The sequence below is a fragment of the Clostridium sp. genome (genome assembly GCF_032552055.1).
Lineage (GTDB): Bacteria > Bacillota > Clostridia > Clostridiales > Clostridiaceae > Clostridium.
Genome location: NZ_JAWGSV010000043.1, coordinates 1 through 16,825, shown reverse-complemented (window position 1 = coordinate 16,825; position 16,825 = coordinate 1). Strand labels below are relative to the sequence as shown.

13 protein-coding genes are annotated in these 16,825 nt (G+C 29.5%); 2 read left to right on the top strand and 11 right to left on the bottom strand.

All coding sequences use genetic code 11. The features are described 5' to 3' along the window. Positions 1-12: 12 nt before the first annotated feature. The 10 genes from E6248_RS05180 to purR form a co-directional block, all read right to left on the bottom strand. Entirely contained in the window at positions 13-990 is a 978-nt protein-coding gene (locus E6248_RS05180; protein ID WP_316339749.1) for a peptidylprolyl isomerase, read from the bottom strand. 99 nt (positions 991-1,089) lie between these two features. Beyond that, a complete protein-coding gene (gene mfd / locus E6248_RS05175) occupies positions 1,090-4,599 on the bottom strand; it encodes a transcription-repair coupling factor (protein ID WP_316339748.1) in 3,510 nt (1,169 codons plus the stop codon). 18 nt (positions 4,600-4,617) lie between these two features. Then, the gene (gene pth, locus E6248_RS05170; protein WP_316339747.1) at positions 4,618-5,193 is read right to left on the bottom strand and encodes an aminoacyl-tRNA hydrolase; all 576 of its coding nucleotides are present in this window, start codon (positions 5,191-5,193) and stop codon (positions 4,618-4,620) included. A 97-nt stretch (positions 5,194-5,290) separates the two neighbouring features. Next, positions 5,291-6,418, bottom strand: coding sequence for a S1C family serine protease (locus E6248_RS05165; protein WP_316339746.1), 1,128 nt, complete (start codon positions 6,416-6,418; stop codon positions 5,291-5,293). A 26-nt stretch (positions 6,419-6,444) separates the two neighbouring features. Continuing rightward, entirely contained in the window at positions 6,445-7,869 is a 1,425-nt protein-coding gene (locus E6248_RS05160; RefSeq protein WP_316339745.1) for a HAMP domain-containing sensor histidine kinase, read from the bottom strand. Further along, complete coding sequence (locus E6248_RS05155; protein ID WP_316339744.1) at positions 7,870-8,556, bottom strand: response regulator transcription factor; 687 nt, start codon at positions 8,554-8,556, stop codon at positions 7,870-7,872. 176 nt (positions 8,557-8,732) lie between these two features. Further along, complete coding sequence (locus E6248_RS05150) at positions 8,733-9,692, bottom strand: ribose-phosphate diphosphokinase (RefSeq protein WP_316339743.1); 960 nt, start codon at positions 9,690-9,692, stop codon at positions 8,733-8,735. A 244-nt stretch (positions 9,693-9,936) separates the two neighbouring features. Continuing rightward, entirely contained in the window at positions 9,937-11,310 is a 1,374-nt protein-coding gene (glmU, locus tag E6248_RS05145) for a bifunctional UDP-N-acetylglucosamine diphosphorylase/glucosamine-1-phosphate N-acetyltransferase GlmU (protein ID WP_316339742.1), read from the bottom strand. Positions 11,311-11,594: 284 nt separating this feature from the next. Beyond that, entirely contained in the window at positions 11,595-11,879 is a 285-nt protein-coding gene (gene spoVG, locus E6248_RS05140) for a septation regulator SpoVG (RefSeq protein ID WP_316339741.1), read from the bottom strand. A 138-nt stretch (positions 11,880-12,017) separates the two neighbouring features. Next, positions 12,018-12,836, bottom strand: a complete 819-nt coding sequence (purR, locus tag E6248_RS05135) for a pur operon repressor (protein WP_316339740.1) — start codon at positions 12,834-12,836, stop codon at positions 12,018-12,020. Positions 12,837-13,126: 290 nt separating this feature from the next. Here purR and murC point away from each other — a divergent pair, with 290 nt between their 5' ends. After that, entirely contained in the window at positions 13,127-14,503 is a 1,377-nt protein-coding gene (gene murC / locus E6248_RS05130) for a UDP-N-acetylmuramate--L-alanine ligase (protein WP_316339739.1), read from the top strand. 232 nt (positions 14,504-14,735) lie between these two features. Next, complete coding sequence (locus E6248_RS05125) at positions 14,736-15,554, top strand: purine-nucleoside phosphorylase (RefSeq protein WP_156625684.1); 819 nt, start codon at positions 14,736-14,738, stop codon at positions 15,552-15,554. Positions 15,555-15,616: 62 nt separating this feature from the next. Here the strand turns inward: E6248_RS05125 and E6248_RS05120 are convergent, their stop codons facing one another. Beyond that, complete coding sequence (locus E6248_RS05120; protein ID WP_316339738.1) at positions 15,617-16,696, bottom strand: Xaa-Pro peptidase family protein; 1,080 nt, start codon at positions 16,694-16,696, stop codon at positions 15,617-15,619. Positions 16,697-16,825 lie beyond the last annotated feature (129 nt).

Sequence of the window (16,825 nt, the reverse complement as noted above, 5' to 3'; positions counted from 1 at the left end):
ATTAATTATTAATTAAAGTCTTTTTTCATATGTTTTAACTTTAAGATCTTTTTTCCATTGTTCTATAGTAGTTGTATATAATTCATTTTTCTTTTCATTTTCTAAGCTAGACTTAATAGTATCCTTAGCTTCATCTAATGACTTTTCTTTATAATCAGTAACTTTAATTATATGATATCCATAATCACTCTTTACAAGATCAGAAATTTCACCATCTTTTAACTTCTTAAAGGCATCTGTAAATTCTGTAACATACTTTGTTGTATCATAAGTTGTAACACCTAAGCTACCACCATTTTCTTTAGTTCCAGTATCTTCAGAAAACTCTTTAGCTAAAGCTGCGAAGTCCTCGCCATTAGCTGCTCTTTCTCTTATTTCTTTAGCAGTTTCTTCATCCTTGATTAGAATGTGTGATACATTAGCTTCCTTAAAGCTATCTAAGTGTGAATCATAATAAGTCTTTATTTCATCATCTGTAATATTTATATCCTTAAATATTTCTTCTGTAACATTATTTGTTGCAAGATTATTTTTAATACTTTCATTTAACTTAGCTGTATATTCTTCTAAAGTTAAATCAATATCTTCTAATGCTTTATTAAAAGCCTCTTCACCACCTAAGCTTTCTTTTAAGCCTTCAATATATTCTGTAACACCTGCATCTATTTCTTCTTGAGTTGGTTCCACACCAAGCTCTTCAGCCTTCTTAATCATAATCTTTTGCTCAACTAAAAGATTTAGTGCTTGAGTTCTTAAAGCCTTAACTTGTTCTGCCAAATCAGGATTAGTATCATAATCTGAACCATATTGGCTTAAATAAGGATCTGCTATTTCATCAACTTCTCCCCTTGTAACTTTTAAATCTCCAACCTTAGCTAAAACTGTTTTTTTAATTGATTCAGGTGTTCTTTGAATCATTTCACAACCTACAGCTGAAAAAGCAAAAATACTTAAGGCTCCTACAGCTATTAATTTTTTAATTCTAATCAATGATGTTCCCTCATTTCTATATAATTTGTTTTAATCCCTATAATTGTACATCAATAGTATATCAATATTGTGACAGTTATTCAATTTTTTAAATTAACTTTAAATATTTTTAATTAAGTTATCTAGCATCTCTTTAAATAGTCCTAGCATGCCTTCTTTTTTAATTTCTGATAGTCTTACTGCAAAGTATGGCTTTTCTCCAAACATTAAGAATACCTTATCCTTATGGTTTTCTAATAAATTCTTATATACATTATTTATATTACCTGCTCCATCAGCAAAAATAAATCTAATTTCCTTTGGCATTTCTTTAACTTCTTCTATAGAAAGTTGCTTTGCCCTACCCTTTATATAAGCTATATCCATTAAGTTATATACTGGTTCTGGAATCTCTGAATATCTATCCTCAAGCTCTGATTTAATATCCATATAGTCATCTAGTCCATCTATTGCAGCAATCTTTTTATAAACCTCAATTTTTTGAATTTCATCTTCAATATACGTTCCAGGTATATATGCATCAACCTTAATATCTACTGTTGTTTCAATCGGTTCCTTCTCAATTTCACCTTTAACTATCTTAATAGTATCTTCTAACATCCTACAGTATAAATCATACCCTATAGCAGCCATATGTCCATGTTGAGCTGAACCCATCATATTTCCTGCTCCCCTTATTTCTAAGTCTCTCATGGCTATTTTGAATCCTGATCCAAGTTCCGTAAAGTCCTTAAGTGCCTTAAGCCTCTTCTCAGCTACTTCTGTTAGAACCTTATCTTTAGTGTACATAAAGTATGCATAGGCTATTCTATTTGATCTTCCTACTCTACCTCTTAATTGGTATAGCTGAGATAATCCCATTTTATCAGAGTCGTGAATTATCATAGTATTAACATTAGGTATATCTATTCCAGTTTCTATAATAGTTGTACATACTAGAATGTCATACTCTCTATTCATAAAACTAATCATTTCTTTTTCTAACTGTCTTTCAGTCATCTGTCCGTGAATTATTCCAACTTTACACTCAGGTACTAGTTCACTAATATACTTAGCCATAGCATCTATGCTATCAACTCTATTATAAACATAGTAAACTTGGCCTTCTCTATTTACTTCCCTTAATATAGCATCTCTAACAAGCTGATCATTTTGCTCAACTACGTAAGTTTGTATCGGATATCTTTCTTCTGGTGGAGTTTCTATAACAGAAATATCCCTAGCTCCAGTTAAAGACATATGAAGAGTTCTTGGAATAGGTGTCGCACTCAAAGTCAATACATCTACATTTTTCTTTAGACTCTTAATTTTTTCTTTTTGAGCAACTCCAAATCTTTGTTCCTCATCTATTATTAATAGACCTAAATCCTTAAATACTATATCCTTAGAAACTAATCTATGGGTTCCAATAACTATATCAACATTCCCTTCCTTAGCTGCCTGCAATGTAAGTTTTTGTTCTTTAGCACTTCTAAACCTACTAATCATATCAATCTTAACTGGGAAGTCTGAGAATCTTTTAAGCATATTTTTATAATGTTGCTCTGCTAAAATAGTAGTTGGAACTAAGAAAGCTACCTGCTTTCCATCCATTACTGCTTTAAATGCTGCTCTTACTGCAACTTCAGTTTTTCCATATCCAACATCACCACATAAAAGTCTATCCATAGGCTTATCTGATTCCATGTTTGCCTTAATTTCTTCTAATGATGTTAATTGATCTGGAGTCTCTTCAAATGGAAACTCATCTTCAAATTGTCTTTGCCATTCTGTATCTTTACTAAATTTATATCCTTTAAGAGTAGCCCTTGTAGCATATAACTTAACTAAATCTTCAGCTATTTCATTTATTGATTTCTTAACCTTCGCCTTAGCTTTAGTCCACTCGTTACTTCCTAATTTATTTACCTTAGGAGTTTTCCCCTCACTACCTATATATTTTTGAACTAAATCTAATTGATCTACAGGAACATATAGCTTGTCACCTTTATCATAAACTATATCTAAGTAATCTCTCTTATGTCCCCCTACTTCTATTTGTTTAATCCCCTTATACACGCCAACTCCGTGATTTGCATGTACTACATAATCACCAAGTTTTAATTCTGCAAAGCTCTTTATTTTTCCTACGCCTTTTTTCTGACTCTTTCTGTTGGAAATTTTTCTTTTAGCTTCTCCAAATACGTCTTTATCTGATATAATACATATTTTTAAATCTGGATACTCAAAACCTTTTAAAAGATTACCAAATGTAATAACTACTTCTCCAAACTCTATAGATTGTATATCTTCTCTGTAAGAACTTTCTATTTCTCTATCTCTTAATGTATTTACAAGTCTTTCTCCTCTTGTTCTTGTACCAGATAAGATAATAGTTTTGAATCCCTTTTCCTTCTTTTCCTTAATATCTTCAATTAATAAATCTAATTGACCTTGATAACTATTTAATGTTAATGCATTAACATTATATTTTGAAATAGGTGTTAAGAAATTGCTGTTAGCTTCAAAAACATCTAAAGTTATAACTTTTTGATTATCTAATCTTTCTAATAAATCATTCTTATCTATTAAGAGTCTATTTTGAGACGGCAATATACCTCCCCTTTGTAGGAAAGCTTCATAGTTCTCAATAAACTCAAAGTAACAACTCTCTAGTTTACCTTCACATTTTTTAATATCATCTACAACATATGTATAATTTTCTACATAGTCAAAAAAGCTATTTGGCTTTTCATAAAAGTATGGCAAATAACTATCTACAGTTTCAAAAGTAAGTAATTCAGTTAAGGCTTCTATATTAGCTTTTACTATTTTTTCAAGCTTCTCTATTCTCTCCTTATCAGAACTTCCCTTACCCTTAATTTCTTCAAATTCCTTTAAAATGCTTTCTTTTCCTCTATTTAAGGCTTCTTCATTTAATATAATTTCTTTAGCAGGAAACACTTCCATCATGTCAACCTTTTCAATACTTCTCTGTGATTCAGTATTAAAAGTTCTTATAGAATCTATAGTATCACCAAAAAGCTCTATCCTATATGGATAAGTAGTCGTTGGCGGGAAGACATCTAATATTCCCCCTCTTAAGGAGAATTCTCCCTTACCTTCAACGGCTTCCACTCTTTCATATCCACATTCTAATAATTTTTGACTTAAAGCTTTAAAATCAACTTCATCATCAACCTTTAATTCAAAATTATATTCTTCAAATAATGCTCTAGGTGTATAAACTGAAGTAAGAGAATCTATCGAAGTTACTATTATCTTCTTAGAATCCTTCATCATCTCTTTTATCACTTTTAACCTAGCCCATCTTAAATCACCTGAAATAGCATCTATATTGTAAAAAACCACTTCCTTTGCAGGAAAATAATATATATCATTTGTATAAAAACTTAGGTCCTCATATATGTTTTTAGCCTCCATGTCACTGTGAGTTAATATCACCATGGAGGAATCTATTTTTTCAAAAATACCATATATTTCATAACTTTTACCCGAATCAGATAATCCATTTATACTAATTGGATACTTTTTATTTTTAATGCTAGATATTATTTCATTAAAAGTAGAGTTTTCACTTAAGGGCTGCAATACTCCCTTTAATCTCATTAAAATACACCATCCTTACTATGCTTTTTTTGATAGCTTAAATCCATTTAATTCATTCATTGCATCTTTTGTTCCACTTTTCATTATTATTTCAACAGCTTTTGAAGAAACTTCTATAACTTCTTTTAAATCCTCTGATTCTTCTTTGCTAAATCTTCCTAAAACATGAGAAACTAAATCACCAGTTGGTTGTCCTACACCAATCTTAATTCTTGGGAATACATCTGTGTTTATATTAGAAATTATACTTTTAATTCCATTATGCCCACCAGCACTTCCCTTTTCTCTTATTCTTATTTTACCAACTTCTAAGCTAATATCATCATAAATTATAACGATATCTTCTTCTGTTAACTTATAGAAGCTCATTGCTTCCCTAACACTTTCTCCACTTAAATTCATATATGTTGTTGGCTTTAAAAGTATGACCTTCTCTCCACCTATAAATCCCTCTCCAATTACACCTTTAAATTTTACCCTAGTAACATCTATATTATACTTGCTTGAAATGTAATCTATAGCTTCAAATCCAATATTATGTCTAGTTCCATCATACTTATCCCCTGGGTTGCCAAGGCCTACAACTAAAAACATAGCTCTTTCCTCCTATTGTTTATTTGGCATATTTATTATTATACTAGTTTTTTACAATAATAAAAGTCCTTTAAAAAAAATAGCAACTAAAGAGTTACTATTTTTTTATGTTTCCTAATTCTATTTCTAATTCTATTATTTTTCCAGATCTCATAACTTTACATTTAAGTATATCATTATTATTCTTTTCATCTAATATTCTATATATTTCATTAATATCACTTATATTATACCCATCTATCTCTAGTATTATATCAGTAGGTCTTAATCCTGCCTTATAAGATGAGCTATCTTTTTTTATTCTAGTCACATACAACCCTATAGCATCATCAAGCTCTTCATTTTCACTAAAACCCCCTTCAATAATTCCTAATATATCTTTTATTCCATTAGTAGATTTAATAATCTCATCTAATGATGTGAAATCCGCTATATAGTACATATCTTTTCTGTTCATAGCATCATTTACCTTCTCACTAGCAAATCCTATAAGTTCCCCACTTAAATTACATATAAGTCCACCAGTGTTAACTTCTGTAATAGGTGTATTTACTTCCATTAAACTATACTCTGTATTATTTACTTCTATGCTTCTATTAATTGAAGTTATAATTCCAGGTATAATATTATCTATATAGCTATCTCCTACAGAGTTACTAATTAATACAATTCTTTCACCTACAATTTTCTCTTCCTTTGAGGCAAACCTAATAGGTTTTAGCTTACCATTATAAACTATTTGTATTATTGCTACATCTATATCCTCATTGAAAACTACTAAATCTGCTTTTATCGGATCAGTGCCTCCTCCTGGAACCTTAACATAAATATCCTTCATTTCTTTAACTTTAGAATAACTAGTTAGTATTCTTCCGTTATTCTCTATTATAATTCCAGTAGAATTCCCTTCAATATACCTATTTTCCATTAAATAATTCTTATCTGAAGCAATAGTTACTATTGAATCCTTAACATTATTTATTAGACTAGAATAATCAACAATAATATTATTTCTTTCTTGCAGAACCTTATTTAAATTATTATATTTAAACTCAACTAATATACTTGCAGATAAAGCTCCAAACATTCCAACTATAATGAATAAAACAATACTTTTAAAAAATATAATTAAGTTAGCCTTAGCCTTTTTTCTTTTAAATCGTATTGGAGGACGATTATCATCATATAAATCTTCATTTTCATTTAAATTTTCATCATATTTCATCCTCATCACCCCATACAATACTTTATCTATTTTTCTTCTCTTTTTAGAGTAAAAGTAAATTTAACTCCTTTACCTTGAATATTATTAACCCATATATCTTGGTTATGTTGAGTTAATATCAGCCTTACTATTGATAATCCTAGACCTGTACTAATTTTATTTGTTCTTGATTTGTCTGTTTTGTAAAATCTTTCCCAAATTTTATTAATATCTTCTCTTGGAATATTAGGTCCATTATTAAAAATGCTTACATATATGTGATCTCCCTTAGCATAGGTTTCAATTTGAATTCTTCCCCCTTGCTCCCTTCCATATTTAATAGCATTCTCTAAAATATTAGTAACAACCTGAATAATCCTATCTCTATCACCTAGACAGTATTCATGATTTTTATTAAATATAACGTCTACCTTAATATTCTTTTCTTTTATTTTTCCTTCTAAATTCAAAGTACAAAGTGTTATTATTTCATTTATATCCATTCTTATAATGTTAAGATTAAATTTCCCCGACTCCATAGATGATATATCTAGTAAATCTGTTACTAGTCTTGAAAGTCTACTTACTTCATCATTAACTATATTTAAGTAATAATTTTCTTTATCCCTTGGAATTACTCCATCAATAATTCCTGTAACAAATCCCTTAATTGAAGTAATTGGGGATCTAATCTCATGAGATACATTTGATATAAATTCCCTTCTAACAGTATCTACCTTCTCTAGTGATTCAGCCATTATATTAAAGGATTCGGCAAGATCTCCTATCTCATCTTGAGAATCTATATAAACTCTTTTTTCCACTTCACCTTGTGCTAGCTTCTTAGCTGCATTATTAATTTCAGATAAAGGCTTAATTAATATTTTTTTAGCAAAGTAATAGGCTACTATGCTAGATAATATAACTGCACTTAAAACTGAAAGCCATATAATAGTATATAAATTGGAAGCATTTACAGATGATATAGGCTTAGTTAATATAATTACTCCATTAAAATTATTATTACTAAACAAAGGTTTTAAATATGCTGTCCCCTTAACTTCATCATCCCTTCTTATAAAATTATGTTGAAGCATCTCTCCTGATTTTAATAACTTCATATCGCTATCCTTAATATCTAACTTGGAATACTTTAAGTAATCTAACCTTTCATCTGAAACTGCATAAACATATCCCTGATTATCTACGATTATAGAATCCATTTCTACAGATACTTTGATAATTTTCATAGTATTTTTTAAGTCTTCATAGCCTACTTCATTATTTTTATTTAAAAATTCAGAAGTAGCTTCTTCTACAATTTCTATATATCTTGCAGTTCTTTCTAACTCCTCCCTAGAGTACTCCCTATTTATCCAAGTAGATAAAAACATTCCTACTAAAATCATAACTGCTGCAGTAATAGAGGAAAAGGTAAGTAATAACTTATAAATTAACCCCTTTTTCCTCATCTATTTCACCTCAAATTTATATCCTACTCCCCAAACTGTTTCAATTTGCCAGTTCTCTCCACCATTTATTTTTTCTCTTAATCTCTTAATATGTACATCAACAGTTCTTGAGTCTCCTGGATAATCATATCCCCAAACTTCACAAAGCAATTGTTCTCTAGTGAAGACTTTATTTTTATTACTTGCTAAATAGTGAAGAAGTTCAAATTCCTTTGGTGGCATCTTTATTTCTTCACCTTTATATACTACGTTATATGAAGCTGAATCTACTGTTAAATCAGAAAAAGTTATTAGTTCTGTATCTTTTTCATCATAGTTGTATCTTCTCATAACAGCCTTAACTCTAGCTAGTAATTCCTTAGGCTCAAAAGGCTTTACTATATAATCATCAGCACCAATTTCTAATGCTAACACCTTATCAAAAGTATCACCTTTAGCTGTAAGCATAATTACAGGTATTTCATTATTTTTTCTAATCCATTTTAATACTTCTATTCCGTCCATACCTGGAAGCATTATATCTAGTAATACAATATCTGGCTTGTATTCTGAAAATAAATTACAAGCTTCTTTTCCATTATTGCATTTTCTCGTATCATAGCCTGCGCTTACCAAGTACATATTTATAACTTCGCATATATTCTCATCATCATCTACTATTAATATCTTTCCAAACTTATTATCCATATTAACACCATCCTTGTTTTTATTATAATTCATTTAAAAATAATATGAGTACTTTTAAATAAATTATAAATAATAATTAATATTTGTAACAGATTATTAACTGTTTTTTCCTTTTTTATAATTAATAAGCCTCTAAAAAGTTTGTGCTTTTTAGAGGCTTTTTATCCTAATATGTATTAAACTTCAAATAACTTACTTATTGGTTCATCATCATAAATTCTCTTAATTGCTTCTGCAAATAAAGGAGCCACTGATAATGCTTTAAACTTAACTAAATCATCTTTTTCTGGTAATTTTATAGTATTTAACATAACTAGTTCTTCTATTGCTGAATTATTTATTCTTTCAAAAGCTGGTCCTGATAAAACTCCATGAGTACAGCATGCATAAACATGTGTAGCTCCTAAGTCCTTAAGAGCATTTGCGGCATTTGCAATAGTTCCTGCTGTATCTATCATATCATCTATTAGGATACATCTCTTACCTTTTACTTCACCAATTATATTCATTATTTCTGAAACATTAGCTTTAGGTCTTCTCTTATCAATGATTGCTATTGGAGCATGTAATCTATCAGCAAACTTTCTAGCTCTTGTAACACTACCTAAATCTGGTGATACTACTACAACATCATCTCTATCATCAAAGCCTTTATCTACAAAATATTGTCCTAATATTGGTGATCCTAATAAATGATCTACAGGTATGTTAAAGTATCCTTGAATTTGTGCTGCATGTAAGTCCATAGTTAATACTCTATGTGCACCTGATGCAGTTAAAAGATCAGCTACTAACTTTGCAGTAATTGGATCTCTTGATTTAGCCTTTCTATCTTGTCTTGCATATCCATAGTATGGCATAACAACTGTTATTCTTCCTGCTGAAGCTCTCTTAAAGGCATCTATCATTATTAATAGTTCCATAAGGTTATTATTTACAGGTGAGCTTGTTGATTGTACTATGAAAACATCTGCTCCTCTTACTGTTTCTCCTATATCAACTGATATTTCTCCATCACTAAATGTAGAAACCTTAGCCTTACCTAGCGGTAATCCTAAAATATCAGCAATTTCCTTTGCTAATTCTGGATGTGAGTTTCCAGTAAATATCTTTATATCTTTTCCATGGGTTATCATTATATGAGGACCTCCTTAATATTTTTGGCACTTTTGTTTATTATTATATATGTTTCAATAAGTAATCTACATTTTTAATACTTATGTTACTTTAAGTAAAAAATACTTTTAAAGTAAACTACATCAATTGAAAGCATATATATCTTTTAATTTTTATATAAGTTGTCAAGCTATTTCAATTTATTAACGTTTTAATATGAGGTATAAATTAATAAAATGTAAAAATTTTATTGCAACTTATATATTATTTTTTATCAGTAAGCTTTCTCTTACTAACCCAACCTTCAATATTTCTTTGTTTAGCCCTTGCAACTGCAAGTTCTCCTTCTTTCACGTCATTTACTATTGTTGAACCTGCTGCAATATAAGTATTATCTTCTACTTTAACTGGTGAAACTAAATTAGTATTACATCCAATGAAACTATTATTTCCTATAACTGTTGTATGCTTATCTTTTCCATCATAATTTACTACTACTGTTCCACATCCAAAGTTACAGTTCTCTCCAACTTTAGCATCTCCTATATAAGTTAAGTGAGATACCTTAGTATTATTTCCTATAGTAGACTTTTTAATTTCAACAAAATCACCTATTCTTGCATTATTACCTATTACAGACTCAGGTCTTATATAAGCAAATGGTCCAACAGTGGTACTTTCCCCGATTTTACTATCTATTATAACTGAAGATTGAATTTCTACATTATTTAAAATAATACTATTTTCTATACGTGAATTTGGATATAAAGTTACCCTTTCACCTATTTTAGTATTACCTTCAATGACATTCCCTGGATAAATAATAGTGTCCTTTCCTATTTCTACGTCATCACCTATATATGTTGACCTTGGATCTATTATTGTAACTCCATTTTCCATATGTTTTAAGTTAATTCTTTGTCTTAATATTTCTTCTGCCTCAGCAAGTTGTACTCTAGAGTTTACACCTATAGTTTCTTCATAATCTATCTCTATAGCTCCTACTTTCTTGCCTTCTTCTTTTAGTATTCCTATAACATCTGTTAAATAATATTCACCTTGATTATTATCATTAGATAACTTTTCAAGAGAATTTAATAAACTTTCTATATCAAAGCAGTAAATAGCTGCATTCATTTCATTAATTTTAAGCTCTTCTTCATTACAGTCCTTATGCTCAACTATCTTTAATACATCATCGCCATTTCTAACAACTCTACCATATCCTGTTGGATCTTCAACAATTGAAGTTAATAAAGTAGCTGCGTTGTTACCTGAAATATGTAAATCAAATAATTTTTCTACTGTTTCTGACTTAATTAAAGGTGCATCACCTGCAAATACTCCAACTACACCTTTTTTCCCTTTTAGGAAATCAATAGCACACTTTACAGCATGACCTGTACCTAGTTGCTCTTCTTGTAATGAATAACTTATATTTCTAGAAGCTGTCTTTTCTTTTACAAGCTCTGCTCCCTTACCTATAATAACATTTATATCTTCAATACTAGCTTTTCTCATTGTATCAATAACATGATTAACCATTTCTTTACCAGCAACTTTATGTAAAACCTTAGGTAAATCTGATTTGATTCTTTTTCCTTGGCCTGCTGCTAATATTAATGAACATTTATACATAAAAACACACCTCACTGTCAAATGTTAAGGACAAATTTGTAACTTTTTTAAAAAACGTTCGTGAACATCTCATTCTATTATATTGTATTAAAGTTAGTATTTCAACCTTATTTCTCCCTATATAATCCCAGAATCTTTAATTAAATCCTTGTATACAAAAAAAGGCCTGCCTCACAAATTATTTATCCCTTGTGAAACATTCCTAATCTTAATAACTATTTACCCTTTAGTATATTGCAAAATTATTTTTATTATAATTTTGCAATATACTCTTTTTTCTTACATTATCCAACGATTGTTTCTGACTCATCTTCAACCTTAGCCTTTTCATAAGCTTCCAAGATTGATGTTTGAATCTTTTCTCTAGTGTCTGTGTTTATAGGATGTGCTATATCCTTAAACTCTCCATCTGGTGTCTTTCTGCTTGGCATTGCTATAAATAATCCATTTTGCCCCTCGATTACTTTAATGTCATGAACTACAAACTCATTGTCAAATGTAACAGAAACTATAGCTTTCATTTTTCCATCTGAAGCTATCTTTCTAATTCTTACATCAGTTATTGTCATTGCACTACACCTCCGTTGCTCTGATAGATATTAAATTCTATAAAATTTGTAAAAATCCTCTTGAAATTTTAAACTTTTTAAAATTTTTTTAATTTTTTAATAAATTTTGCAACTTTATTGTAGTTTTCTTTCCTTATCCTATCCAAAAATCAAATTTGAAGGCTTCACTTCTAAATTTTTCGACTCTCCTAAGTGTTTAAGTTCTACAATTGAAATATAGTCCTCTACTCTTTTTTGAGCAACACTTATATTATCAACTAGTACTCCAATACCTATAAGTTCGCTTTCAAACTCTTTTAATAAATCCTTAATTCCTTCAGCAGTTCCACCACCTCTTAAGAAATCATCAATGAATATACATTTACTTTTTACCTTCATTGATTTCTTAGATAATGACATCTGTTGAATTCTTCCACTAGTTCCAGATACATAATTAATAGTAACTGTAGATCCTTCTGTAACTTTATTATCCCTTCTTATAATAACTAGCGGGATGCCTAGATTCCTTGCTACTTCATAAGCTAAAGGAATACCCTTAGTTTCTACTGTAACTACATAATCAACTTCCTTATTACAGAAAACAGAAGATAAAATAACTCCAGCTTTACTTATAATTTGTGGATTATACATTAAATCTGTCATATAAATAAAGTTACCTGGTATTATTCTACTTTCATCCTTTAACATTTCGCATAAATCTTCAGCAAACTTTTTTCTACTTTCGTTTTCTATTCCTGGAATATACTTAATTCCCCCAGCTGCTCCTGCAATAGTTTCAACCTTACCCATTTCTAATTTTTCTAAAATTTCTCTAACTATAACTATATCTTCACTTATGGTTGATTTAGCAGCATTTAATAAATCTGAAAACTTATTAAGGCCAATAACCTTATTAGGGTTTTCAGTTAATATTTTTGTAATGGCAACAACCCTACTATTTCTACTTAACTTTTCCAAAATTAATCACCTACATCTGTAAAATTTTCCGAATTATTTTTAAATTTAATCATACTAATATTCATATTTTATTCTATATTTTTCTCAATATCAATAGGTTTTAATCATTTACAAATCAAATAAGTTGTATTGTTAATCTTTCCCATAGAAGTTTTTCATAAAAATTGCCTAAATTATTGAATATATAGCTTTTTAATGTGTTCATTTTCTTAAATTTGTATATAATTATAAAGTGAAACCTATTTGAAATAAATTAATATGTTGTTTTCAAAAATAAAGGAGTTGATATTTTGTTATTCGATCTTAATAGAGATATAAATAAAAAAGTCCACTTTATAGGAATTGGTGGAATAAGCATGAGTGGTCTTGCAGCACTTTTACTTACTAAAGGTTTTAAAGTATCTGGTTCTGATTCTAAGGAGTCAGAATTAACTAACAAGTTAAAAGCTGAAGGTGCTGAAATTTACATAGGTCACAATAAAGAAAACTTAAAAGATGTTGACTTAGTAGTTTATACAGCTGCTATACCTTCAGATAATCCTGAAATAGTTGAAGCTAAGGATAAAAACATTACCTTAGTAGATAGAGCTGAATTCTTAGGATTAATTATGAAAGGACATAAGTTCAACGTTGCTGTTGCAGGTACTCACGGAAAAACTACGTGTACTTCAATGTTATCTCATGTAACTTTAAAAGCTGATTTAGACCCTACTATATTGGTAGGTGGAGAATTAGATGTTATTGATGGTAACTTTAAAATAGGTGATAGCGAATACTTCTTAACTGAGGCATGTGAATATAAGGAATCATTCTTAAAATTTTATCCATATATAGGTATTATCTTAAATATTGACGCTGATCACTTAGATTATTATAGAGACTTAAATCATATAAAAGAAACTTTTGAGAAATTCTCTAATATAATTCCTGAAGATGGATATTTAATTGGATACTGTGAAGATAATAATGTAAAAGAAGTATTAGATAAAGCTAAATGTAATGTTATCAGATACGGAATTAATGAAGGTGATATTAGAGCTACTAATATCAGATTTGATAATAAGGGTTGTGCTACCTTTACTGTAAATAAGGACAACAAAGACTTATTTGAAGTAACTTTAAGTACAACTGGTAAGCATAATGTATTAAATGCCTTATCAACTATAGCTGTAGGCTTAATATTTAACCTTCCATATGAATCTATCATTGAAGGATTAAAAGAATGCAAGGGTGCTCACAAGAGATTTGAATATAAGGGTGAATTTAACGGCGCTACTATTATAGATGATTATGCTCATCACCCAGTTGAAATCAAAGCTACATTAGATACTGCTAAGTTAATACCTAATAAGAAAATCTATGCAGTATTCCAACCTCATACCTTTACTAGAACAAAAACTTTATTTAATGACTTTACTACTTGCTTTAATGAAGCAGATGAGCTGTTACTTATGGACATCTATGCAGCAAGAGAAAAAGATACAGGACTTGTTTCATCTGAGGAATTAGGAGATGCAATTAGATCTACTGGCCTTAAATGCATAAACGTTCATAGTCATGAAGAAGCCGCAAATTACTTAAAATCTAAAGTAGAAAAAGATGATATTGTTTTAACTGTAGGTGCCGGAGACGTAGTTAAGGTCGCAGACATCATTTTAAAAAATTAAGAGTGAAAAATTAAGAATGAAAAATTAAGGAGGTTTTGCATAGCAAAACTTAAAATTAAATTAGTGAGATACACTTTTTATTCAAAAATCCCTAAGGATTTTTTCCTTAATTCTTCATTCTTAATTCTTAATTTTTCATTATTTTGCTTTGCAAAATATAAATTTCCTTTATCTTTTCTTTAAACTAAGTTATATTTAAGTTACAAAATAAAACTTATAAGAGGTGTAATATATGGATTTATCAACAAAAATTAAAGTTGCTGCTGATTTCATTCTAGAAAAGTCTAAATATAAACCTGAAATCGGTTTAATTTTAGGTTCTGGTCTTGGCTCTTTAGCTGATTCTATAGAAGAACCTGAATTTTTCCCTTATGAAGAGTTACCTCATTTCCCTGTATCTACTGTAGAAGGTCATGTAGGAAGATTAGTTATTGGTAAACTTAATGGAAAAACCGTAATAGCAATGCAAGGAAGATTCCACTTTTATGAAGGATATCCTTTAAGTGAAGTTACTTTCCCAGTAAGAGTTATGAAGCTTCTTGGAGTAGAAAAACTAATAGTAACTAATGCTGCTGGTGCTGTAAATACAAGCTTTAAACCAGGAGACTTAATGATAATAAATGATCAAATTAACTTCTCTGGAGATAATCCACTAATAGGTGCAAACCTTAAAGAATTTGGTCCAAGATTCCCTGATATGTCTAGTGCTTATACTCCTGAGCTTATTAAGAAAGCAGAAGATGTAGCAAAAGAATTAAACATCGATATAAAGAAAGGTGTTTATATGATGTTTAGTGGCCCTACATATGAAACTCCTGCTGAAATAAGAATGTCTAGAGTTCTTGGAGCTGATGCTGTTGGAATGTCTACAGTTCCTGAAGTTATAATAGCTGCTCACTCTGGAATGAAGGTTCTTGGTATTTCATGCTTAACTAATATGGCTGCTGGAATACTAGATCAACCATTAAATCATGAGGAAGTAGTTGAAACTTCTAATATGGTAAAAGAAAAATTCACTTCTCTTATGAATAAAATAATTGAAGTAATATAGAGATGTGCTATCGCACAATAAATAATAAAAAATTGAGCTGCCTTAAAGACAGCTCAATTTTTTTATTTAATTACTACTATCTCTTTAGTTACTGAGTTTAGTACTTCGCATCCATCTTTAGTTACTAGTACTAAGTCTTCTATTCTAACTCCAATATCATCCTTTAGGTATATTCCTGGTTCTATTGAGAATATCATTCCTGTCTTTACTTCTTCATCGTTAGTTGAACTTACATCTCCAAAGTCGTGATCTTCTATTCCTATACTATGGCCAGTTCTATGAGTAAAGTATTCTCCATAGCCTGCATTTTCTATATAATCTCTAGCAGCCTTATCTATTTCTGAGAACTTAACTCCCTCTTTTACTTTTCTTATAGCACTTAAATTAGCTTCTTTAACTATATTATAAACTTCTGCGTGTCTTTCACTTGGTTCTTCTCCAAAGAATACTGTTCTTGTCATATCTGAGCAATATGAGTTATAAACTCCGCCAATATCAATTACTATACTATGACCCTTCTTTATTGGAGTTTTATCTGAATGATGATGAGGATCAGCTCCATTAGGGCTAACAGCTACTATTGGAGGGAATGAAAATTCATTTACTCCATGGCTTTCATAAATTTCTGCTAAAAGACTTGCATAGTACTTTTCAGTCTTTCCTTCTTTTAAGTTATCCCAAAGTTCTATCATAACTTTATCATTAATCTCTGATGACTTTTTCATTAAAGCTATTTCTTCAGCATCTTTAATCATTCTTAATCTATCAATAATAGGAGAACCATTAACAAAAGCCTTTGCTCCCTTATTTTCCATAAGTCTAATTAAGAAATGTGATGGCCAATTTTTATCCACAGCTATAACTTCTTCTTTCTCCACAACTGTGCATAATATTTGTATTGGATCCTCTATATCTGTGTACCAAATTAAGTCTACTCCTAAGTCTTCGTAAACTGGGAATAACTTATTAACAATAAGCTTATGATTTCCTTTAGTATTTAAGTATAAAGTAACTAATCTTTCTCCTGGTGAAAACCACTTACCAGTTAAATAAAATATAGCTGGTGGTGATGACACTAGCATCTGACTTAAACCTTGCTTTTCCATTTCTCTTAATACATTATTAACTCTATCTATTTTCATTTTATCACCTCTATTTAAATCTATAATTATATAAGTTGTAAGTAATATTAAATATTTTATTAAGTTAGTTTATATTTAAAATATTTAAGATAATAAATTTCCTTAACAACTTCTATAATAACTTATTAA

Coding starts and splice junctions, on each gene's coding strand:
- mfd (WP_316339748.1), bottom strand. CDS start 4,599: ATGAGATTAAAGGGAGTATTGCAGCCCTTAAGTGAAAACTCTACTTTT.
- pth (WP_316339747.1), bottom strand. CDS start 5,193: ATGTTTTTAGTTGTAGGCCTTGGCAACCCAGGGGATAAGTATGATGGA.
- E6248_RS05165 (WP_316339746.1), bottom strand. CDS start 6,418: ATGAAATATGATGAAAATTTAAATGAAAATGAAGATTTATATGATGAT.
- E6248_RS05160 (WP_316339745.1), bottom strand. CDS start 7,869: ATGAGGAAAAAGGGGTTAATTTATAAGTTATTACTTACCTTTTCCTCT.
- E6248_RS05155 (WP_316339744.1), bottom strand. CDS start 8,556: ATGGATAATAAGTTTGGAAAGATATTAATAGTAGATGATGATGAGAAT.
- E6248_RS05150 (WP_316339743.1), bottom strand. CDS start 9,692: ATGATAACCCATGGAAAAGATATAAAGATATTTACTGGAAACTCACAT.
- glmU (WP_316339742.1), bottom strand. CDS start 11,310: ATGTATAAATGTTCATTAATATTAGCAGCAGGCCAAGGAAAAAGAATC.
- spoVG (WP_316339741.1), bottom strand. CDS start 11,879: ATGACAATAACTGATGTAAGAATTAGAAAGATAGCTTCAGATGGAAAA.
- E6248_RS05125 (WP_156625684.1), top strand. CDS start 14,736: ATGGATTTATCAACAAAAATTAAAGTTGCTGCTGATTTCATTCTAGAA.
- E6248_RS05120 (WP_316339738.1), bottom strand. CDS start 16,696: ATGAAAATAGATAGAGTTAATAATGTATTAAGAGAAATGGAAAAGCAA.